At 63.4% G+C, this 21,393-nt stretch carries 14 protein-coding genes and 2 rRNA genes; 9 read left to right on the forward strand and 7 right to left on the reverse strand.

What is annotated here, in order from left to right:
* Positions 1 to 182 precede the first annotated feature (182 nt).
* The 8 genes from ACH82I_RS07650 (at position 183) to purQ (ending at position 8,585) form a co-directional block, all read left to right on the forward strand.
* On the forward strand, positions 183 to 1,832 hold the full coding sequence (locus ACH82I_RS07650; protein ID WP_230748024.1) for an amidohydrolase: 1,650 nt from the start codon (positions 183 to 185) through the stop codon (positions 1,830 to 1,832).
* Positions 1,829 to 3,016: an ABC transporter ATP-binding protein gene (locus ACH82I_RS07655; protein ID WP_230748026.1), complete on the forward strand. Its 1,188-nt coding sequence runs from the start codon at positions 1,829 to 1,831 to the stop codon at positions 3,014 to 3,016. The genes ACH82I_RS07650 and ACH82I_RS07655 overlap by 4 nt, the downstream gene beginning before the upstream one ends.
* 1 nt (position 3,017) lies before the next feature.
* Positions 3,018 to 4,181: a spermidine/putrescine ABC transporter substrate-binding protein gene (locus ACH82I_RS07660; protein WP_230748028.1), complete on the forward strand. Its 1,164-nt coding sequence runs from the start codon at positions 3,018 to 3,020 to the stop codon at positions 4,179 to 4,181.
* Entirely contained in the window at positions 4,178 to 5,134 is a 957-nt protein-coding gene (locus ACH82I_RS07665; protein WP_230748030.1) for an ABC transporter permease, read from the forward strand. The genes ACH82I_RS07660 and ACH82I_RS07665 overlap by 4 nt, the downstream gene beginning before the upstream one ends.
* Position 5,135: 1 nt before the next feature.
* Entirely contained in the window at positions 5,136 to 5,999 is an 864-nt protein-coding gene (locus ACH82I_RS07670) for an ABC transporter permease (RefSeq protein ID WP_230748036.1), read from the forward strand.
* A 79-nt stretch (positions 6,000 to 6,078) separates the two neighbouring features.
* A complete protein-coding gene (locus ACH82I_RS07675; protein ID WP_230748037.1) occupies positions 6,079 to 7,500 on the forward strand; it encodes an NAD(P)/FAD-dependent oxidoreductase in 1,422 nt (473 codons plus the stop codon).
* A 90-nt stretch (positions 7,501 to 7,590) separates the two neighbouring features.
* Positions 7,591 to 7,848, forward strand: coding sequence for a phosphoribosylformylglycinamidine synthase subunit PurS (gene purS, locus ACH82I_RS07680; RefSeq protein ID WP_230748039.1), 258 nt, complete (start codon positions 7,591 to 7,593; stop codon positions 7,846 to 7,848).
* Positions 7,845 to 8,585 carry a phosphoribosylformylglycinamidine synthase subunit PurQ gene (gene purQ, locus ACH82I_RS07685; RefSeq protein ID WP_413336544.1) on the forward strand — a complete coding sequence of 247 codons (741 nt, stop codon included), beginning with the start codon at positions 7,845 to 7,847 and terminating at the stop codon, positions 8,583 to 8,585. Before purS ends, purQ begins: the two co-directional genes overlap by 4 nt.
* Before the next feature lie 268 nt (positions 8,586 to 8,853).
* Here purQ and ACH82I_RS07690 read toward each other — a convergent pair whose 3' ends face one another.
* The 4 genes from ACH82I_RS07690 to ACH82I_RS07705 all read right to left on the reverse strand — a co-directional run bounded on the left by ACH82I_RS07690 (position 8,854) and on the right by ACH82I_RS07705 (position 14,849).
* Positions 8,854 to 9,756: a hypothetical protein gene (locus ACH82I_RS07690; protein WP_413336545.1), complete on the reverse strand. Its 903-nt coding sequence runs from the start codon at positions 9,754 to 9,756 to the stop codon at positions 8,854 to 8,856.
* A 48-nt stretch (positions 9,757 to 9,804) separates the two neighbouring features.
* Positions 9,805 to 10,575, reverse strand: coding sequence for a hypothetical protein (locus tag ACH82I_RS07695; protein ID WP_413336546.1), 771 nt, complete (start codon positions 10,573 to 10,575; stop codon positions 9,805 to 9,807).
* 394 nt (positions 10,576 to 10,969) lie between these two features.
* The gene (locus tag ACH82I_RS07700) at positions 10,970 to 13,114 is read right to left on the reverse strand and encodes an ABC transporter ATP-binding protein (protein ID WP_284934810.1); all 2,145 of its coding nucleotides are present in this window, start codon (positions 13,112 to 13,114) and stop codon (positions 10,970 to 10,972) included.
* Position 13,115: 1 nt separating this feature from the next.
* Positions 13,116 to 14,849 carry an ABC transporter ATP-binding protein gene (locus ACH82I_RS07705; protein WP_413336547.1) on the reverse strand — a complete coding sequence of 578 codons (1,734 nt, stop codon included), beginning with the start codon at positions 14,847 to 14,849 and terminating at the stop codon, positions 13,116 to 13,118.
* Between the two features lie 269 nt (positions 14,850 to 15,118).
* On the opposite strand from ACH82I_RS07705, the gene ACH82I_RS07710 reads away from it, so the two are divergent.
* Complete coding sequence (locus ACH82I_RS07710) at positions 15,119 to 16,303, forward strand: DUF6882 domain-containing protein (RefSeq protein ID WP_413336548.1); 1,185 nt, start codon at positions 15,119 to 15,121, stop codon at positions 16,301 to 16,303.
* A gap of 106 nt (positions 16,304 to 16,409) precedes the next feature.
* Here ACH82I_RS07710 and ACH82I_RS07715 read toward each other — a convergent pair whose 3' ends face one another.
* The 3 genes from ACH82I_RS07715 to ACH82I_RS07725 form a co-directional block, all read right to left on the reverse strand.
* Positions 16,410 to 17,288 carry a DoxX family protein gene (locus ACH82I_RS07715; protein WP_230748569.1) on the reverse strand — a complete coding sequence of 293 codons (879 nt, stop codon included), beginning with the start codon at positions 17,286 to 17,288 and terminating at the stop codon, positions 16,410 to 16,412.
* A gap of 388 nt (positions 17,289 to 17,676) precedes the next feature.
* Positions 17,677 to 17,796: ribosomal RNA gene (gene rrf, locus ACH82I_RS07720) — 5S ribosomal RNA — on the reverse strand.
* 147 nt (positions 17,797 to 17,943) lie between these two features.
* Positions 17,944 to 21,058, reverse strand: a 23S ribosomal RNA gene (locus ACH82I_RS07725).
* Positions 21,059 to 21,393 lie beyond the last annotated feature (335 nt).

Genomic DNA, 21,393 nt, shown 5'->3' on the forward strand with positions numbered 1-21,393 from the left:
CACCCGCGGCGCATCCTCGCTGACCAGCAGGAGAACCCATGCAGGTCATTCGTCGAACACGAACGGATAACGGCTGGGCAGAAGGCCTATTGGACGCCGCGACCCGGACTTAGACTGACATTCTGCGGAGCGCGTCCGGCGCGTCTTCGCCTGATCTTCGGCATCGCAGTCGGGAGGCAGCCATGGACCTCGACATCCTCGACGTCAGCATCTTCGACGGTCACTCCCTCCTGCCCGCAAACCGGGTGAGCATCCGCGGTGGCATCGTCACCGAGATCGGCACTGGCGAAGCCGCCGAGCCAGCCCCGCGCACCATCACCGCCACCGGAGCGCTGCTCACCCCCGGATTCGTCGACGCTCATGTGCACACGACTTTCGGCGGTCAGGAATCCCTGGCCTGCGACATCAGCGGGGCGCAGGACCTCGAGGAGACGCTCGACCTCATCCGCCTCCACCTGACGAAGACCCAGGTCTGGGTCACCGGCGGCGGCTGGTCGATGGCCGGCTTCCCCGGCGGGGCACCGACCGCGGACATCCTCGACGAAGTCAGCCCGGATCGTCCGATGTTCCTGCTCAGCGCCGACCACCATTCGGCCTGGGTGAACCAGGCGGCCCTGGCTCTCGCCGGCATCGACATCACCACCCCGGACCCGCCCGGCGGCGTCATCGTCCGCAACGACATCGGCGAACCCACCGGCTGCCTGCACGAATCCGCCATGGACCTCGTCTCCGCCTACATTCCCCCGGCCGCGGACGAAGTGATCCGCGCCGGACTGCTCGCCGGACAGTCCTATCTCCACTCGCTCGGCGTCACCGCGTGGATGGATGCCATCGTCGGCGACTACTCCGGCCACCGCTCCCCCTTCGAGACCTATGTCGAGGCCGAGCGGACGGGCGATCTGCGCGCCGAGGTGGTCGGGAGCCTGTGGTGGCCCCGTGACGTCGAGGACATCGACGCCGAGGTCGACCGGCTGCTGAGGCTGCGCCGCACCGAGGGAGGCTTCCGCACCACCTCGGTGAAGTTCATGCTCGACGGCATCGTCGAATCGCAGACAGCCGCGATGAGCGCGGAGTACGCCTGCGCGTGCGGCGGATTCGGCACCAGCTACTTCACCCGCGAACACCTCGAACGCTCCTTCGCCGCCCTCGACGCCGCCGGCTTCGACATCCACTGCCACGCGATCGGCGACGCTGCGGTCAAGGCCGCACTCGACGCCTTCGCAGCGATCGGGGCGAGCGCCGGCAGCGACGCCCGCCATCACATCGCCCACGTCCAGGTCGTCGACCCGATCGACGTGCCCCGCTTCGCCGAACTCGGGATCACCGCGAACCTGCAGGCGCTCTGGGCCTGCCACGACCAGCAGATGATCGACCTCAATCTCCCCGTCCTCGGGCCCGAGCGCAGCACCTGGCTCTACCCCTTCGCCTCCTTTGCCGAGGCGGGCACCCACCTGGCGATGGGATCGGACTGGCCGGTGTCGACGGCGAATCCGTGGGAAGCCATCCACGTCGCCCTCAACCGCTGCCACCCGAGCGCCGGGGACCCCGCACCTCTGCTGCCCGAGCAGGCGATCGACCTGTCCACGGCATTGACCGCCTACACCTCCGGTTCGGCGCACCTGCTGCGCTCGGAGGCCAACGGCACCATCCGCGCGGGCGCACCGGCGAACCTCGCCCTGGCGAGTAGGAACCCCTTCGCCCTCGATCCCACACAGATCGCCGGCATCACCACCGAGCTGACGATCGCCGGCGGCCGCATCGTCCACGACGCGGCCCGGCTCCACAGCCGCACCTCGACCATCCCAGCCGACGACGCTGAAAGGCAATCATGACCAGCACAGCTCAGGCCGACACCTCGGCGACCACGCAGTTCGAGCACCTCGAGATCCAGGGCGTGAAGAAGGTCTTCGGCGAGAACACGGCGATCGAACGCCTCGACTTGTCCGTGCGCAAGGGCGAGTTCCTCTCCCTGCTCGGACCGTCGGGCTGCGGCAAGACCACCCTGCTGCGCATGATCGCCGGCTTCGAAGTCCCCACCGACGGTGCGATCCTCCTCGGAGGCAGGGACATCGTCTCCCTCCCGCCGCACCGGCGACCGGTCAACACGGTGTTCCAGTCGTATCTGCTGTTCCCGCACATGAACATCGCCGACAACATCGCCTACGGGCTCAAGCAGTCGAAGACCCCGAAGCCCGAGATCGCCGAGCGCGTCCGCGAGGTCCTCGCGCTGGTGCAGATGGAGGACTTCGCCGGGCGCAAGCCCGAACAGCTCTCCGGCGGTCAGCAGCAGCGCATCGCACTGGCCCGGGCCCTGGTCAACCGCCCGCAGGTGCTTCTCCTCGACGAGCCGATGTCGGCGCTCGACCGGAAGCTGCGCGAGGAGATGCAGCTCGAACTCAAGCGCCTGCACACGAGGTTGGACACCACCTTCGTCTTCGTCACCCACGACCAGGACGAGGCGCTGGCGATGAGCGACCGCATCGTCGTCATGTACAACGGCGTGATCCAGCAGATCGGGTCCGGGGAGGACATCTACGCGAACCCGGTCAACGGCTTCGTCGCCGGGTTCATCGGCAAACAGAACTTCGTCCCCGCCGAGGTGGTCGCCGCCGAATCCGGCACCGCGCGCCTGCGCACGGCGAACGCGATCATGGAGGCCTCGTCCCTGAACCGGCGACCCGCCTCGGCGTCGGGGACTGCCGGGACCCTGAGCGTCGGCGAACGGGTGCGGGTGGCCATCCGCCCCGAACGTATGCGCGTGGCTCCGGCCGGCCAGGAGGGACCGGGAACGAACTCCGCCCGCGGGACGGTGATGTCGGTGTCCTTCCTCGGAGACGTCATCCAGTACATGATCATCGTCGGCGACAACGACGAGATCCTCGCCCGCGTGCCCGCGACCGGCAATGAGCTGCTGGCCGCCGGCGCCGAGGTGGACCTCAGCTGGGATGCCGACGACGTGGCCGTCTACGGCTACGAAGACGGTGCGTCCGCGCCGGCCGGTGGGGACGGTGCCTGAGATGGTCAGACGACGACCCGATGTGACATTCCTGGCGCCGAGGACCGCCTCGGCGAGACTGACCCGACGCGCACTGCTGGCCGGGTTCGGGGTCGCCGGACTGGGTGCACTGTCGGCCTGCGGACGGAACACGAAGATGGCGGAGTCCCCGGCCACGGACGGTGAGCTCGAGTCGAAGCTCAACCTCTACTCCTGGGGCGACTACGACAACCCCGAACTCATCGAGGCCTTCAAGGCGCAGAACGACGTGCTCGTCCAGGTCGACTCCTACGGATCGAATGAGGAGCTCATCGCGAAGCTCTCGACCTCGCGCGGAACCTCGGGCTACGACGTGGTGGTGCCGACGGGGTCGAACATTCCGCAGATGCTCGAGCACGACTTGCTCCAGGAGTTGCAGATGGATCTCATCCCGAACTTCGAGCACATCGACCCGAACTTCACGAACCAGTACTTCGACCCGGACAACCGGTATTCGATCTGCAAGGCCTGGGGCACCACCGGCTTCGTCTACGACACGAAGACGATCACTCACGAGATGACGAGCTGGCAGGACTTCATCGATGCCGCGCAGAAGGAGGGCGCGGGGACCACCTCTCTGCTCGAGGACCCGTGGGAGGTCTCGGCCATCGCCCTGGCCGCGCTCGGCTACAGCCTCAACACCGAGGACGAGGGCGAGCTCGATGAGGCGCGCACGATCATCGTCGACCAGCTGGCGCCGAACACGAAGGCCTATATCGGCAATGTCGCCACCGGCATGATCCAGGGCAGCTTCACCCTGCTGCAGGCCTTCAACGGCGACGCCCGCCAGGGCCTGTCCGAGGTGCCGAACCCGGAGGACTGGAAATACGTGTTCCCGACCCCCTCGGCGAATCTGTGGACCGACTGCTGGGCGATCGCCACCGGCGCCCCGCACCCAGACTCCGCACACGCCTTCATCAACCACATGATCTCCCCGGACACCGCAGTCGACCAACTCGACTACATCGGCTACCCGATCGGCACGAAGGGCCTGGCCGAGCTGGCCAAGGAGGCCGATATCGACGAACGCGATCTCATCTTCCCCACCCAGGAGGTCCTCGACCGACTCGAACCCAGCAAGCAGACGCCGGCCGATCAGATCCGCACGAAGATCTTCGCTGATGCGCAGGCAAGGAGCGGAGCATGAGCACCCGAACACCGACTTCGACACCAGCGAGGAAGAAACCTGTGAAACCCGGCGGCATGTCGACGAGATTCTTCGGGGCCTCAGCGATGTCGTTTCCGACCTGGGCGTATGCGCTGTTCTTCTTCATCATCCCGGTGGCACTGGTCATCTTCTACAGCTTCGGCTACAAGCCCGATGAGTTCACCGCCATCGCCACCGATCAGCTGTCCTTCGACCGCTATCCGGAGGCGATGTCAGCAAGCTTCGTCTCCACATTCTTCGCGACCCTGCGGATCTCGATCCTCGGCACGATCCTGTGCCTGCTCATCGCCCTGCCCTTCGCCTACTGGCTGGCCATCAAGGTCTCCCCGGCCAGACGGTCGCTGGCCCTGGCTTTGGTGATGGTGCCGTTCTGGACGAACTTCCTCGTCCGCACCCTGGGCTGGCAGATCATGCTCTCCCCCGACGGGTTCCTCTCGAACTGGCTGCAGGGACTCGGCCTCCTCGACGCTCCGCTCGACATCCTCTACACCCGCTCGGCCGTGCAGATCGGCGTCGTCTACAACTATCTGCCGCTGATGATCCTGCCCCTCTTCGTCGCCATCGACGCCTCGGGTCAGAAGCTGCGCGAAGCCAGCTACGACCTCGGCGCGGGGAAGGTGAAGACGTTTCTGCGGGTGACCCTGCCGATGGCGATGCCCGGTGTCGTCTCCGGCTGCCTGCTCGTCTTCATCCCCCTCAACGGCGACTACGTCACGGCGACCGTCCTGGGCGGGGCGAGCGGATCGATGGTCGGTCAGCTCATCGCCAACCAGTTCAACACCGCTCAGAACTGGGCGGTCGGTGCGGCGATGGCGATGATCCTCATCCTCTCGACCCTGGCGGTGGTCGGAATCGGCTTCGGGCTGCTCAAATTGGGGCAGACGATCGCGGCGAGGCTGAACAGCGTGCCGCTGACAGATGGGAGGGCCTGAGATGTCACGTAAGAACACCTTCGCCCGACGCACGCCCACGGACATCGGACTCCACGTCTGGGGCATCCTCGTCTTCGCGTACCTGTTCATCCCGATCGCGGTGATCATCGCCTACTCGTTCAACAACGGCAAGGTGCTCGCGAACTTCCGCGGCTTCGGCCTCGAGGCCTACATCTCAGGGCTGAACAACGACATCATCATCTCCTCGATCGTCACCAGCCTCCAGGCCGCCGTGGGTGCGGCGCTCGTCTCCACGATCTTCGGGACGCTGGGCGGAGTGGCCCTGGCCAGGGCGCCGAAGGGCGCCTGGTGGGCACTCGGGCTGACGGCGATCCTTGGGCTCACCCTGGTCACCCCAGAGATCGTCGACGGCATCTCGTTCCTGCCGTGGTTCGTCACCGTCGGCGTCGACTGGGGCATCACACCGCTCAACAACGGCCTGGTCAGGCTGATCATCTCCCATGCGATGTTCTCGATGGCGATCGTCACCTTCATCGTCCGTGCCCGGTTGGCCGGCATCGACACGCAGCTCGAGGACGCGGCCGCGGACCTCGGGGCGAGTCCGTGGAACCGGTTCAAGGACATCACGCTGCCGATCGCGGCTCCCGGCATCCTCGCCGGTGCGCTGATGTCGTTCACGGTCAGCCTCGACAACACGATCCTCTCGAGCTTCGTCCAGCAGCCCGGGTACACGCCGTGGCCGGTCTACATCTTCTCCGCCGTGCGTGTGGCGCTGCGCCCCGAGGTCGCGGCGATGTCGACCGTGATGTTCCTGCTCACGCTGCTGGCCCTGGCCTTCGTAGGCTTCGTGCTGCGCAAGGCAGGCGGAAGTTCGACGGAGATCATCAAGACCATGGCCGGGTGAGGACCGAGATTCCCCGCTAGACAGATCCCTGATGCCGTATGACCGATATCTGATGCCGCAAGGCAGATTGAGAAGTGCAATGAACGTCAAAGCCGCATTGGCCGACGCCTCCACCGTGCCGTTCTGGCTCGACACCGACGAACGCCCGCAGCCGCTCCCGCCGCTGGGCCGCGACATCTCCGCCGACCTCCTCGTCGTCGGCGGCGGCTTCACCGGACTGTGGACCGCCCTGCAGGCCAAGGAACGCGATCCCGACCGGCATGTCGTCCTGCTCGAGGCGAACTCGGTCGGATGGGCCGCCTCGGGGCGCAACGGCGGGTTCTGCGCCGCCAGCCTCACCCACGGCTACGACAACGGCGAAGCCCACCTGCCGAAGGAGAACGAGCGCCTGGCCGAGCTGGGACGAGAGAACCTCGATGAGATCGAAGCCGCTGTGGCCCGCTACGGCATGGACGTCGAGTTCGAACGCACCGGTGAACTCGACGTCGCCACCGAGGACTACCAGGTCGCCGAGCTGCGAGATGCCCACGACCCGGAAGCGGGGTTCATCTTCTACAACCAGAAGGAGCTCGCCCAGGTCGTGAAGTCACCGACCTACAAGGGGGCTCTGTGGGATTCCCGCGAGGTCGCCATGGTCAACCCGGCGAAGCTGTGCTGGGAGCTGCTTCGCGTTATCCGCGAACTCGGCGTCGAGGTCTACGAAGGCACGAAGGTCACCGATGTCAGCGACCGGCGCTCCACGGTCCTGCTCACGACGAAGGTGACCGCCGAGACTCTGGACGACTGTCGGGCGGCGTCCTGCAGCACCATCACCGCCGACCGCGTGGCCCTGGCGACGAACGTGTTCCCCTCGCTGCTGAAGCGGGTCAGCCTGCACACGGTCCCCGTCTACGACTACGCGCTCATGACCGAACCCCTGACCGAGGCCCAGCTGGCCGCGATCGGCTGGGACGGACGGCAGGGAATCGGGGACTGCGCGAACCGCTTCCACTACTACCGGCTGAGCGCCGACAACCGGATCCTGTTCGGCGGCTGGGACGCCGTCTACCACTACGGCAGGCGAGTCTCGTGGAAGTACGACCAGCGGCCGGAGACCTTCGATACCCTCGCCGAGCATTTCTTCACCACCTTCCCGCAGCTCGAAGGCCTGAGGTTCAGCCACAAGTGGGGCGGGGCGATCGACACCTGCTCGCGCTTCTTCTCCTTCTTCACCACGGCCTACGGTCAGAAGGTGGCCATGGCGGCTGGGTTCACCGGCCTCGGCGTGGGTGCCTCACGATTCGCGGGCACGGTCATGCTCGATCTGCTCTCCGGTGAGGAGACCGAGCTGACCCGCCTGGAGATGGTGCGCAGGCTGCCGCTGCCGTTCCCGCCGGAGCCTGTGGCGTGGTTGGGCATCACCCTGACGACGAACGCGCTGATCAAGGCCGATGAGAACGAGGGCAAGCGCGGTCCGCTGCTCAAGGTCCTCGACGCCGTAGGCATGGGCTTCGACTCCTGAGACGGTGACCGCTCGCGCCCGCGGCACTTGATAGACTCTCGGCGAGCGCGGGAGGACGTCCCGAGACTTTCATGAAGGAGCAGAACACGCATGGCACGTGTCGTCGTTGAGGTGATGCCCAAGCCCGAGATCCTGGACCCTCAGGGCAAGGCGATCTCCGGTGGATTGACCCGACTCGGCTTCACCGGGTTCGGTGAGGTCCGGCAGGGCAAGCGATTCGAACTCGAGGTCGACGGCGAGGCCACCGATGAAGTCCTCGCGCAGGCCCGTGAGGCCGCCGAGAAGCTCCTGTCGAATCCGGTGATCGAAAACGTCGTCGCCGTGCGCGTCGCCGAGGACGCCCGATGACCGCAATTGCCAACGATCCTTCCGTCGCCGAGGCGGGAGCCGAGTCCGGAGTCTCGATCGGCGTCGTCACGTTCCCCGGAACGCTCGATGACCGTGATGCCGCACGCGCGGTCCGACTGGCCGGGGCGAAGCCGGTCAACCTGTGGCACGCCGATGCGACGCTGTCCGGTGTCGACGGGGTCATCCTGCCCGGCGGCTTCTCCTATGGGGACTACCTGCGCTGCGGGGCCATCGCCGGATTCGCACCGATCATGGAGGCCGTGGTCTCTGCGGCGAATGCCGGCATGCCGGTGCTCGGCATCTGCAATGGATTTCAGATCCTCTGCGAATCCCATCTGCTGCCCGGGGCGCTCATCCGCAACGACCACCAGCACTTCATCTGCCGCGACCAGGAGCTCGTCGTGGAGAACGCGAACACGGCCTGGACCGGTGATTACACCCAGGGCCAGACCATCCGGATCCCGCTGAAGAACGGTGAGGGCGGCTTCGTCGCCACCGACGAGGTCCTCGACGAGCTCGAATCCACCGGACGCGTGGTCTTCCGCTACCAGGGACTCAACCCCAACGGGTCCCTGCGTAACATCGCGGGAATCACGAACGAGGCCGGAAACGTCGTCGGCCTCATGCCCCACCCCGAGCACGCCGTCGAGGCCGGCTTCGGCCCCGAGGACGGCGGCGGGATCGACGGCCAGGGGTTCTTCTCCTCGGCCGTGCGGACCCTCGTGAGCGGGAACTGACCGGCTCCAGCTGAGTCGGCCCACCGCAGATTGCGTCGCCCCAAGCGTTCTCGTCTGCCGGCGCGGTTTCTGTGGGGCATTGTCGATGATCGGATCGTTATCCTCGACTGCAGGGCACTTTCCTGCCCACCGGAATTGCGTCCGCGGCGCACACGGATCTTCCCCGGTTCCTTCCCAGATGTGCGAGGAACCGGGGACGATCGCTGCTCGGTCAGTGTTGGTTCGCGCCGTCGGGCCGGGACTGGTCACCAACCCGACGGGTCACCGGTCACCGCCCGAGCATCCCGCGGCGACGAGCCACAAGAATCGATAGCGCTCCGCCGATGACGAGCAGGGCACCGACTCCGAGTCCGGTGAGTTCGGCTCCGGTGCGCGGCATCGAGCCGGCGTTGTCGGAGTCACCGACGTCGCCCGCACCTCCGCCGGAGCCTCCTCCGGATCCTTCGACAGTGACGACGAACTTTCCGTCCATACTCTGCTCCATGCACACGGCAGTCACCTCGTAGGTGCCGACGTAGGCCTCGGGCCGGTCATCGAGGCCGTAGACCTGAACCCCAGCAACACCCTCCTCATTGGTCGTGGTCGTCTGGTCATAGAGCTTGTTTGAGGAGTCTTGGTCCCAGACCTGGAAGTTGACCTCCGCGTCCGCTGCGCACTCGGTGGCCGTGAGACTGATCCCCTTTTCACGGTTGACGAAGTCCGCGCCGGAGATCTCGGTCGGGTCGATCGAGAGCTTCGGGTCGAGGACGCTGCCGTCGTCGGTGACCGTGAATGTGGTCTCTGCGCTCTTGTCGGCGCAGGAGGCCATGACGAGGAATTCGTCTGCCCATCCAGCCCCTCCATCGCCGTCCGGTGTGAACTGCACGGATCCGGCCGCATCTTCACCTGCCTTCTGAGTCTCCTTCCAGATCTCGGTGTCGGGGTCGCGCTTGGTACTCACACGGAACGTCACGTCTGAATCGACATGGCAGTTGACCAGAGTGATGTTGACACCATTGTTGAGGAAGTCCTGCAGCTTCTGAGTCTTCGGCGTGACAGTCAGATCCGCATCCGATTCGTCGCCGTCCTCGGTCACTGTGAAGGACGCATCGGCACTCTGGTCACCGTAAGTGGCGGTGGCGACGAAGTCACCGATCCAGCCGTCGGCTCCGGTTCCTGGGATGAAGGTCATGAAAGATGCGCCGTCCTCATCGGCCTTCTGCGTGTCCTCCCAGTAGAACTAGTCGGGGTCGTCGGCGGCGTGAATCTCGAACTTCACTTCTTGTCCGGGTTCACAGTTCGACATGGTCATGCCGACTCCGTTGTCGAGGAAAGTATCGATGCCCTGGCTCTCAGGGTCGACGCTGAGACCGACGTCGGAGTCATCATCGTCGGCGGTGATCTCCACGCTGTCGGTAAGTGTCTTCGACTCCTGACCCTCGCGGGCGACGGTCACGGTGACGTCGAGGACGGCGCCCTCCTTCAGCTCGGTGTTGCCGCGGAGCTCTCCCTTGAACGTTCCGTCGCTGTCGACGGTGTGTGCACCGCCTTCGCCCGGCTCGGCGGTCACGGTGTCCCCGGCCTTGAGACCGGTGACGGTGTACGGAATCGCCTTGGCCGCCTCGTCGACGGTCATCTCCGTCTTGTCGAGGGAGAGCGAGGCATCGATCGGCTCGGATTCCTCGGAGCCATTCTCGCTGCCTTCGGCTTCGTCGGCTTTATCATCCGGCGGGGTGGTCTCGTCGGAGGCCGCCGAGTCCTCCCCGTCCTTCGAGCCTGTGCTTGTGTCCTCGCCGGTGTTCTGATCCTCGCCGTCGGCGCCATTGCCTGCTGCGTCGTCCGAGCCCGGGTCCGCGACGTCCTCGCCGTCGGTCGCGTCCTCTCCCGGAGACGGCGATGCCTCCTGGGCCGCGAGCTCGGTCGTGCTGTCCGTTGTCTCTGCAGCTGCCGGGGCCACCCCGATCGTGGACGCCGTCAGGGCGACGGCAGCTGCCAGTGCCAGCCGTTTCATGATGATCCCTCCAGAGTTCATTCTGGCTGCCGTATGTGGTTATGGCTGGGACCGTACGCATGTAGTAATACAGTCGGCGACTTTTGGTCGTTTAGTACATGACGAAAGTGTGATTGCTGTTTTCTGCAACATTTATCACTTCGATATGTCGCGCACCCGGACACCGGCCTGCCCCATTGTGAGAACTTTCCCAGGCCACCAGGACCACCAGGGGATTCGCCCTCCAGGACGGGCCGCGGGGCTCCGCGGCCCGTGACGACAGAGCTGTCACAATCCCGAGAAGAATGACCGCTCGCCTCAGATAATGGTTACCCGCAAAAACAGAGAAATGGGCCCCTACGACGAAGCGTCGGAGCCCATTCTGGCGAAGTGCCATTCTGGCGCAGAGGTCGAGTCAGCTCTCCTGAGAATCGCCTCGCTCGGAGTCTCCGCCTTCTCCGCCGGCAGCGGAAGCGGAACCGGCTGCGGAAGCGGAACCGGCAGCAGAAGCGGACTCAGCGCTCGTCTCCTCACCGATGGCACCGGGTTCGGTCTCGGTCTCGGCGAGCACCTCGGCGGTGAATTGCTCTTCAGCGTCCTCTCCGCGGAACTGCGACATATAGAGACGGTGGTACGCGCCTCCTGCGGCCAGGAGCTCATCGTGGGTGCCGTGCTCGACGATCGCGCCGTCCTCCATCACGAGGATGGTGTGGGCGTCGCGGATCGTCGAGAGCCTGTGGGCGATGACGAAGGAGGTCCGATCCGTGCGCAGTGCGGCCATGGCCTGCTGCACCAGCACCTCGGTGCGGGTGTCGACCGAGGAGGTGGCCTCATCGAGGATGAGCAGCGAGGGATCGGCGAGGAACGCGCGAGCGATCGTGATCAGCTGACGTTCACCGGCAGAGACGCTGCCGCCGTCGGAGTCGATGACCGTGTCATAGCCCTCGGGCAGCTGCCTGACGAAGCGGTCGACCATCGTCGCCTTGGCCGCCTCGATCACCTCATCGTCGGTGGCGGTCAGTCGGCCGTAACGGATGTTCTCGGCGATGGTGCCCTCGAACAGCCACGCATCCTGGAGGACCATGCCCACATGTGAGCGCAGGTCCGCCCGGGTCAGCTCCCGAGTGTCGATTCCGTCGAGGTAGATGGTCCCGCCGGTGATCTCGTAGAAGCGCATGACGAGGTTGACCAGCGTCGTCTTGCCTGCTCCGGTGGGTCCGACGATCGCCACCGTCTGTCCCGGATCCGCGGTGAAGGAGACCTTCTCGATGAGGGGCGTCTCCGGGGCGTAGCGGAAGCTGACCTCGGAGAATTCGACCTTGCCCGGAGTCCTCTGTGCCAGGGCCTCGTGAGCATCATCGGCTTCCTCATCCTCGGCGTCGAGGAGCTCGAAGGTCCGTTCCGCCGATGCGACGCCGGACTGGAGCATATTGGCCACACCGGCCATCTCGGAGATCGGCTGGGAGAACTCGCGCGAGTACTGGATGAACGCGGTCGCATCGCCCAGCGTCATCTGCCCGGAAGCGACCTTGAGACCGCCGGCGACCGCGATGAGGACATAGCTGAGGTAGGACACGAACTGCATCGAGGGCATGATCATCCCGGAGACGAACTGAGCACCCGCCGAGGCGGTGTACAGCGATTCGTTGCGACGGTCGAACTCGTCCCGCATGACTTCGCCGCGGCCGAAGGCACGCACGATGTCGAGGCCCGAGAACGACTCCTCGACATGGCCGTTGACGGCTCCCGTGTGCTTCCACTGCGCCTTGAACAGCTTCTGTGACCGAGTTCCGATGACCCCGGCGATGATCGCCGAGAGCGGCAGTGCGATGAGTGCGAGCAGCGCCAGCTGCCAGGACACGACGAACATCATCACGCCGATGCCGATGATCGTCAGCGCCGACTGCACCAGCTGCGAGAAGGCCTGCTGGAGCGCCTGCTGGATGTTGTCGACATCGTTGGTCACCCGCGACATCACATCGCCGCGCTGCCGGGTGTCGAAGTAGCGCAGGGGCAGGTGGTTGATCTTGCGTTCGATGTCCTCGCGGAGTCGGTAGACGACCCGCATCACCAGGGCGTTGAGAATGTAGCCCTGCGCCCACATGAGCATCGAGGCCACAAGGTACATGAGCAGGACGATGATGATGATCTGTCCCAGAGCTGTGAAGTCGATGCCCTGCCCGGGGACCACATCCGCGGTGGCGAGCATGTCCGCGAAGTCGTCGCGGCCCTCCGCCCTGGCTCCGGCGATGATGTCCGCGATGTCCGCCCCGGCCGGCAGCTGGGATCCGATGACGCCGGAGTAGACGACGTCCATCGCTTTGCCCAGAACCTTCGGAGCGATGACGGTGAGCACCACGGAACCGACGACGAGGAGGACGACGTTGATGAGTCCGACCTTCTCGCTGGCCATGAGTCCGAAGAGCCGTTTGACCGAGGGCCAGAAATGCTTGGCCTTCCGCGGCGGCACTCCCCCGCTCATCTCGAGCTCTTCACCGCTGGGGATGTAGTCGTCTTCCCTGTCGACGACGGTGGTGGATTCGGTGGCGTCCTCGGCCATGTCAGTTCACCTCTTCCGTGGTCAGCTGGGATTCGACGATCTCCTGATAGGTCTCGTTCTCCGCGACCAGCTCCTCATGGGTGCCGCGGCCGACGATCTTGCCGTCTTCGAGGACGATGATCTGGTCGGCGCTGCGAATCGTCGATACGCGTTGGGCGACGACCACGACCGTGGCATCGCCGGTAGACGCGGCCAAGGCCTCGCGCAGGCGGCCGTCCGTGGCCACGTCGAGGGCGGAGAAGGAATCGTCGAAGACGTAGATCCGCGGTTTGGCCGTCAGGGCCCGGGCGATGCAGAGGCGTTGGCGCTGCCCGCCCGAGTAGTTCATGCCGCCCTGGGCGACACCCTCCTCCAAGTGGTGCTCCTTGGCGGCGACGAAGTCATCGGACTGGGCGATGCGCAGTGCCTCCCACAGCTCCTCATCACTTGCCTCCTCGTTGCCGAAGCGCAGATTGCTCGCGATCGTGCCGGAGAACAGATACGGCTTCTGCGGGACCAGCCCCACGAGCTGTGCGAGCTGCTGGCGGTTGAATGAGGACACCGGCACACCGTCGATGAGGATCTCTCCGACCTGGGGGTCGATGAGGCGGGGAATGAGATTGACGATCGTCGACTTGCCCGCACCGGTGGATCCGATGATCGCCGTCGTGGTGCCCGGCTTCGCGGTGAAGTCGAGACCTTCGAGGACCGGCACCTCGGCCCCGGGGTAGCCGAAGGTGACATTGCGGAACTCGAGTTCACCTCGGCGCGGGAGTTCGTTCACGCCTTTCGGGATGACCATGGAGGAAGTGGTGTCGAGGATCTCGGAGATGCGCTCGGCGCAGACGACCGCGCGCGGGATCATCATCATCATGAACACGCCCATCATCACGGCCACGAGGATCTGCAGCAGGTACTGCAGGAACGCCGTCAGCGAGCCGACCTCCATCTGCCCGGCGTCGACCCGGTGGCCGCCGAACCACAGCACCGCGGCGGTGGCGAGGTGGAGGATCATCATGATCGCGGGGAACATGAGGACGAAGAGGTTTCCGACCTTGACCGAGGTTTCGGTCAGGGCGCGGTTGGCATCGGCGTAGTGGTCGGTCTCGAAGGGCTCGCGGACGAAGGCACGGATGACTCGGATGCCGGTGATCTGTTCGCGCAGGACGCCGTTGATGTCGTCGACCTGGTCCTGCATGCGCCGGAACAGCGGCATGAGGAGATAGACGAGGATCGCGACGACGATGAAGAGGACCGGCACGGAGACCCACACCAGCCAGGACAGTCCGGCGTCCTCGCGCAGTGCCATGATGATGCCGCCGATGCACATAATCGGGGTGGAGACCATGAAGTTCAGCGTCATGAGCACGAGCATCTGCACCTGCTGGACGTCGTTGGTGTTGCGGGTGATCAGTGTCGCGGATCCGAACTTCCCGACCTCGAGCATCGAGAGTTCGTCGACCTTGCCGTAGATGGCGCGCCGCAGGTCGCGGCCGACGCCCATGCCGGTGCGGGCACCGAAGTAGATCGCGCTGATCGCGGTGACCACCTGGACGAGGCAGACGAGGAGCATCGTCATTCCGGTCGACCAGATGAAGTCGGTATCACCTTTGGCGACGCCTTCGTCGATGATCCGAGCGTTGAGGCTCGGCAGGTAGAGAGCCGCGATGGTCGCCGCCAGCTGGAGGGCAACGACGAAGACGATGAAGACCCAGTAGGGCTTCGCGTATTTCAGGGACAGGCGGAGTAAGGCCACGTTGAACGTCCTGAGTGAAGAGTGGCGGATGAGACGTCGTGAGATGAATAAGCGCGACAAGCTATCCTACCGACGATCACCTCCCAGCGGTAGATGCCTGCCGAATCTTTCCCACGAGAACAGTCCACCATGCGGCACTGACACGAGCGCGACAGGACCGTCAGCGCGACCCCGGGCGAGCTTCTCGATCGGCCCCTCGGAACGGTGACCTCGGGGCCGGTTCCGCGTGCCTCCTCGCTTCTGGGCGGGACATCTCTAGTCTTGAAAACATGAGCACAACTCTGCAGGACCTGGTCAACCGCGCCGTCTTCTACTCCACAGAGATGCAGTCGCATTTCGGGGGCCTCATCGCCGATGCCTCCTGGGAAGTCGACTTCACCGCCGACCCGCACCTGAGCTTCACCGCGGAGGACGGGACGACGCTGCGCACCCGGCCGCATCTGCTCGGCTCCGAATCGAGCGGCCAGAACACGTGGCTGTGGGGGTGGGAGAACATCAATGAGTTCCCCGAGGCTGTTGTCGGCCTCTCCCACGATGTCCGCAAATTCGGTGCCGCCGAGGACGTAGGGGAGCTCATCACCCCGGAGCTCGATCTCGATGACGAACTTGCCCTGCGCCTGACCTTGGCGGCGAAGGAAGCCACCGGGAAGTGGGCGCACTATCCTGCTGCGGCCGGCGCCGGAACCACCGTGTGGCTCCTCGTCGACGCTCCCGAGCTTGCGCTCCCGGCACCCCAGGTCAAGGTGGCGGTGCGGGCGCTCATGCAGGGGCTGACCCAGACGACGGTGACCGATCACCGTGCGGCTCTCGACGCCTATGTCGCCAAGCGCGGCATTCCCACCGCCGAGCTGCCCGAAGGCGGGGTGCGGATCCTCTTCGCCGACGGCTCGGCCGATCTGTCCTTCGATGAGCAGCGGCGGATCTCGAACTGCGATTTCCACGCCCCACTCGAGGGCGAGGCCGCCGAGCAGTTCGCCAAGGCGAACACGACTCCCCCCGCCGAGGTGGGGGCCGCCTCGAGTGCGCAGGGATCCGAGGCCGCGGCTACCGCACCGACGGGATCGCCTGTCGGAGGAACGAGCGCACCGAAGCCTGCCGAGACCGGATCCGATGCGGCGGCCGTCGCGAAGGACCGAGACGCCGAAGCCTCCGAGACGACGCCGGTCGGCGCACGCTTCGAGGCCCCGTCCGGCACCGCCGACGAAGAGACCACCGCAGCCGATGAGAAGGCCGCAGCCGCCTCGGCGAACGACGAGTCCCCCACCAGCGGCTCACAGTCGGCCGCGGAGACCCCGTCCGCCAGCGAACGTTCGGCGGGGAGACAGGAACACGATGCGGACGAAGCCTCGTCGAGCACCGCCGACGAGGAGCCGACCCGGTCGTCCGATGCGGAGAAGCAGGCCGAGGACAAGCCGAAGAAGAAGGGGCTCTTCTCCAAGCTCTTCGGTCGCTGAGGTTTCACAGCCCCAGACTTCGCGAGGGTGACTGCGAGCTCGCTCTGACATTCGAGGACCCGGACTTCACGGAGGTCCGGGTCCTCGAGCGTTAACTGGATGAGAGTCAGCGGTTGATGGGCACGTCCGACTCCCAGTGGAATCCGCGATCGAAGAAGAACCGGCGTTCGGCATCGCTGCGGATCATCATCTCGGCACCATCGGTATTCAGGCGGAACCCGTCGTCGCCGATCCGTGTGTATTCGAACCCGATCTCAGCTTCGTAGTCTCGGATAAGCCCCTGTGCGCCCTGCCGGATGGGGAACAGTCTGAGGGACACGGAGTCGCCGTCGATCGAGTAGGTGCCGTCCTGGTAGTCCCCGTTCGAGTAGCGCAGGCTGGCACGACTGTAGCCGTTGACGGAGTGCTGACTGAAGGCGATCTGGGTGATGTCATCGGTGGTGTGGTCTGCGCCCTCGATGTCGGTCGCTGTGCCCTCGGCGGTTGCGGAGTAGACACCAGAGAGTGCAGTGGGTTCGCCAGACTGGCCCCAACCGACCGAGCTGCCGACCGCCAGGCCGCCGCCGGCGATGATGACGAGAGCGAGGAGCGGCGAGGTCCATCGGGTGATGGCGATGAACCTCCGGTTCTTCCAGATGCGACCGTTCACGGCCGCTCGTGTGGGCCGCCCTAGCAGGAAGGAGACGAGCCGGCCGAGGTTGGGTATGAGCAGGATCAATGCGACGAGAGTCATGGCTCCAGAGAGCTGTTTGACGGGGACGTCGAAGGTGAGGTTGAGGAGGAACACAACACCCATGTCGAGAGCCGCGATGAGCGCTCCGAGCCAGGCTGTGCGCCGGAACAGAAGGAGGATCACGGCGAGGAGTTCGGCGAGGCCGGCAAGCAGCTGGACAGTGGGCGAGAAGGCCATGAACCGCCAGAGAAGGCCCATCGGGCTCATCTCTCCGTACTGGACGAGTGCGTCAGCGTAGTCGGAGTAGCCCATCTGAGTGTGGGAAGACCTTTGTCAACGCATAGGGCGTCAGGGAGAGCACCAAGAGCATTCGCAGCACCCAGTGTGCCGCCCAGAGGACACCGAACCATCGACTTCTGGTCCGGGGGTTCTTCTTTGCCGAGGTGGCGCTCGGCCGATCGGAAAGTTCAGGTTCGGATGTAGGAGAAGTGCCTGCAGACATGTCTTCAGACTATCGATATCAGAGCGGCAAGAAAGGTTGGGAGAACCATATCGCGAGGCAGGAAAACCGGAAGACCGTCGCGATGGTTCTCTGGGCTAGGACACTACCGCTGAGACCGTGCTTCCCGGTCGTTTGTGTTTGGGTGTGAATACACGAAGAGGGCCACCCCCAACAGGGGGTGACCCTCTCCAAAAAATATTGCGGCAGTCACCTACTCTCCCACAACCACCAAGTTGCAGTACCATCAGCATGAAATGGGCTTAGCTACCGGGATCGGAACGGTTAACCGGGCGTTTCCCCACCACTATCACCACCGCAAAACCAACAAACCACCACCACACGCCACAACGACGTATCGGCGGTAGTGGTCCAAGAACCGCACAGCGAACGCGAACACCACAAAAAATGTGATCTCGTATGATCAAACAGAGTGTCTACTCTTCCACGCACACACCAACCCAAAAGGTTGATGAGTGATCGGTGTATTAGTACCAGTCAACTCCACACCTCACAGTGCTTCCATACCCGGCCTATCAACCCCATCATCTATAGGACACCTCCCCCCACAAAGTGGGTTGGAAATCTCATCTCGGAGCAGGCTTCCCGCTTAGATGCTTTCAGCGGTTATCCATCCCGAACGTAGCCAACCAGCCATGCCCTTGGCAGAACAACTGGCACACCAGAGGTTCGTCCGTCCCGGTCCTCTCGTACTAAGGACAGACCTCCACAAATTTCCTACGCACGCAGCGGATAGGGACCGAACTGTCTCACGACGTTCTAAACCCAGCTCGCGTACCGCTTTAATGGGCGAACAGCCCAACCCTTGGGACCGACTACAGCCCCAGGATGCGACGAGCCGACATCGAGGTGCCAAACCATGCCGTCGATATGGACTCTTGGGCAAGATCAGCCTGTTATCCCCGAGGTACCTTTTATCCGTTGAGCGACCACGCTTCCACAAGCCATGGCCGGGTCACTAGTCCCAGCTTTCGCTCCTGCTCGACACGTCCGTCTCACAGTCAAGCTCCCTTGTGCACTTACACTCGACACCTGATTGCCAACCAGGCTGAGGGAACCTTTGGGCGCCTCCGTTACTCTTTAGGAGGCAACCGCCCCAGTTAAACTACCCATCAGGCACTGTCCCTGAACCCGATCAGGGTCCGAAGTTAAGGAATCCAGAATGGTCAGAGTGGTATTTCACGAATGACTCCACCAGATCTAGCGATCCAGCTTCATAGTCTCCCACCTATCCTACACAAACCACACCGAAGCCCAATACCAAACTATAGTGAAGGTCTCGGGGTCTTTCCGTCCTGCTGCGCGTAACGAGCATCTTTACTCGTAATGCAATTTCGCCGAGTTCGTGGTTGAGACAGCAGAGAAGTCGTTACGCCATTCGTGCAGGTCGGAACTTACCCGACAAGGAATTTCGCTACCTTAGGATGGTTATAGTTACCACCGCCGTTTACTGGGGCTTAAATTCTCCGCTTCACCCCCCGAAAGGGGTTAACAGGTCCTCTTAACCTTCCAGCACCGGGCAGGCGTCAGTCCGTATACATCGACTTACATCTTCGCACGGACCTGTGTTTTTAATAAACAGTCGCTTCTCTCTGGCCTCTGCGACCACCACCAGCACATCCCCAAGCAAGTTGGGTTCACCGGGATGGCCCCCCTTCTCCCGAAGTTACGGGGGCATTTTGCCGAGTTCCTTAACCACGATTCTCTCGATCACCTTAGTATTCTCTACTCGACCACCTGTGTCGGTTATAGGGTACGGGCAACACACACCCTCACGTCGATGCTTTTCTCGGCAGCAGAGGATCACCAGATCACCCCACCAAGTGGGGCGCCCATCAGCTCTCACACTATGTGTGGGGACGGATTTGCCTACCCCCACGTGCTACAACCTTAGACCGTGACTACCATCGCACGGCCTGGCTACCTTTCTGCGTCACACCTCACGCTTACCGACTCCACACTCAGGTCCCCCCTCGCTCATCCCAACTCAACCGAAGTCGAAAAGGGCGAGTCTGGGGGTTAGTATCATGTGTTTTGGTACTGTCGGTTGTGTGTCGGTACCAGAATATCAACTGGTTGTCCATCGACTACGCCTGTCGGCCTCGCCTTAGGTCCCGACTTACCCAGGGCGGATTAGCCTAGCCCTGGAACCCTTGGTCATCCGGTGGACGGGTTTCTCACCCGTCTTTCGCTACTCATGCCTGCATTCTCACTCGAGCCGCCTCCACCACTAGTTCACACTGCAGCTTCACCGGCGACTCGACGCTCCCCTACCCAACACCCCACCATTACGGCTATCTGGGATGCTGCCACAACTTCGGCGGTGTACTTAGCCCCGCTACATTATCGGCGCTCAATCACTTGACCAGTGAGCTATTACGCACTCTTTCAAGGGTGGCTGCTTCTAAGCCAACCTCCTGGTTGTCTTCGCAACTGAACATCCTTTCCCACTCAGCACACGCTTAGGGGCCTTAGTTGATGGTCTGGGCTGTTTCCCTCTCGACAATGAAGCTTATCCCCCACTGTCTCACTGCCACGCTGAACCTTACCGGCATTCGGAGTTTAGTTGACGTCAGTAACCCGGTGGGGCCCATCAGCCATCCAGTAGCTCTACCTCCGGCAAGAACCACGCAACGCTGCACCTAAATGCATTTCGGGGAGAACCAGCTATCACAGAGTTTGATTGGCCTTTCACCCCTAACCACAGGTCATCCCCTCCATTTTCAACTGAAGTGGGTGCGGGCCTCCACAACATCTTACTGCTGCTTCACCCTGCCCATGGCTAGATCACTCCGCTTCGGGTCTAGGACACGCGACTAGATTCGCCCTATTCGGACTCGCTTTCGCTACGGCTACCCCACACGGGTTAACCTCGCCACGCACCGCTAACTCGCAGGCTCATTCTTCAAAAGGCACGCCATCACCCCAACAAAGGAGGCTCTGACGGATTGTAAGCACATGGTTTCAGGTACTCTTTCACTCCCCTCCCGGGGTACTTTTCACCATTCCCTCACGGTACTATTCCGCTATCGGTCATCAGGAAGTATTTAGCCTTACCAGGTGGTCCTGGCAGATTCACACGAAATTCCACGAGTTCCGTGCTACTCGGGTATGTACACAACGTCGGGGACACATGTTTCGCCTACGGGACTCTCACCCACTCCGGTCCTGTTTCCCACCAGGTTCGACTACACGCATCACACATCAACGTCCCGGTCATGCTGGACCGAACACGCACACCCCACAACACCCAACCAGCAACACCAGCACGCTTGACACTGATCAGGTTTAGGCTCATCCAGTTTCGCTCGCCACTACTCCCGGAATCATTGTTATTTTCTCTTCCTACGGGTACTGAGATGTTTCACTTCCCCGCGTTCCCTCCACACACCCTATATATTCAGATGCGGGTCACCACCCTCACAGGTGGCGGGGTTTCCCCATTCGGACACCCTCGGATCAACGCCCGTTTATCGGCTCCCCGAGGCTTATCGCAGATTTCCACGTCCTTCATCGGCTCCTGATGCCAAGGCATCCACCATGCGCTCTTATACACTCATCCCACCCCACACGGGCTGGTTTCGTGTATGCGCGAAAATATTTTTCAATCACTCTAAGATGATCACAAGAAAATCACATTACATAAACAACCCCACACACACTCCCCCACAAAGAGGGGATTGCTGCGGGCCTGTTGATGCTCGCGTCCACTATACGATTCTCAAACCACTACCAAACACCACCCCAACACCTGCCACAACACGTGGCACCTGCTGGTTCGGGTTGGTCCTGTTGGTTGAAACCACACCCACACACAGTGTGCGGGAGCTTGTGATTCCAGGACCCAATAACGTGTCAGTTCATATTCGCCCACGCTCACCGCCACCCGAGGCACAA

The organism is Brevibacterium sp. GP-SGM9 (assembly GCF_047300845.1).
Lineage (GTDB): Bacteria > Actinomycetota > Actinomycetes > Actinomycetales > Brevibacteriaceae > Brevibacterium.

Coding starts and splice junctions, on each gene's coding strand:
- ACH82I_RS07650 (WP_230748024.1), top strand. CDS start 183: ATGGACCTCGACATCCTCGACGTCAGCATCTTCGACGGTCACTCCCTC.
- ACH82I_RS07715 (WP_230748569.1), bottom strand. CDS start 17,288: ATGGGCTACTCCGACTACGCTGACGCACTCGTCCAGTACGGAGAGATG.
- ACH82I_RS07700 (WP_284934810.1), bottom strand. CDS start 13,114: ATGGCCGAGGACGCCACCGAATCCACCACCGTCGTCGACAGGGAAGAC.
- purS (WP_230748039.1), top strand. CDS start 7,591: ATGGCACGTGTCGTCGTTGAGGTGATGCCCAAGCCCGAGATCCTGGAC.
- ACH82I_RS07695 (WP_413336546.1), bottom strand. CDS start 10,575: ATGAAACGGCTGGCACTGGCAGCTGCCGTCGCCCTGACGGCGTCCACG.
- ACH82I_RS07675 (WP_230748037.1), top strand. CDS start 6,079: ATGAACGTCAAAGCCGCATTGGCCGACGCCTCCACCGTGCCGTTCTGG.
- ACH82I_RS07660 (WP_230748028.1), top strand. CDS start 3,018: ATGGTCAGACGACGACCCGATGTGACATTCCTGGCGCCGAGGACCGCC.
- purQ (WP_413336544.1), top strand. CDS start 7,845: ATGACCGCAATTGCCAACGATCCTTCCGTCGCCGAGGCGGGAGCCGAG.
- ACH82I_RS07665 (WP_230748030.1), top strand. CDS start 4,178: ATGAGCACCCGAACACCGACTTCGACACCAGCGAGGAAGAAACCTGTG.
- ACH82I_RS07670 (WP_230748036.1), top strand. CDS start 5,136: ATGTCACGTAAGAACACCTTCGCCCGACGCACGCCCACGGACATCGGA.
- ACH82I_RS07655 (WP_230748026.1), top strand. CDS start 1,829: ATGACCAGCACAGCTCAGGCCGACACCTCGGCGACCACGCAGTTCGAG.
- ACH82I_RS07690 (WP_413336545.1), bottom strand. CDS start 9,756: ATGACCTTCATCCCAGGAACCGGAGCCGACGGCTGGATCGGTGACTTC.
- ACH82I_RS07710 (WP_413336548.1), top strand. CDS start 15,119: ATGAGCACAACTCTGCAGGACCTGGTCAACCGCGCCGTCTTCTACTCC.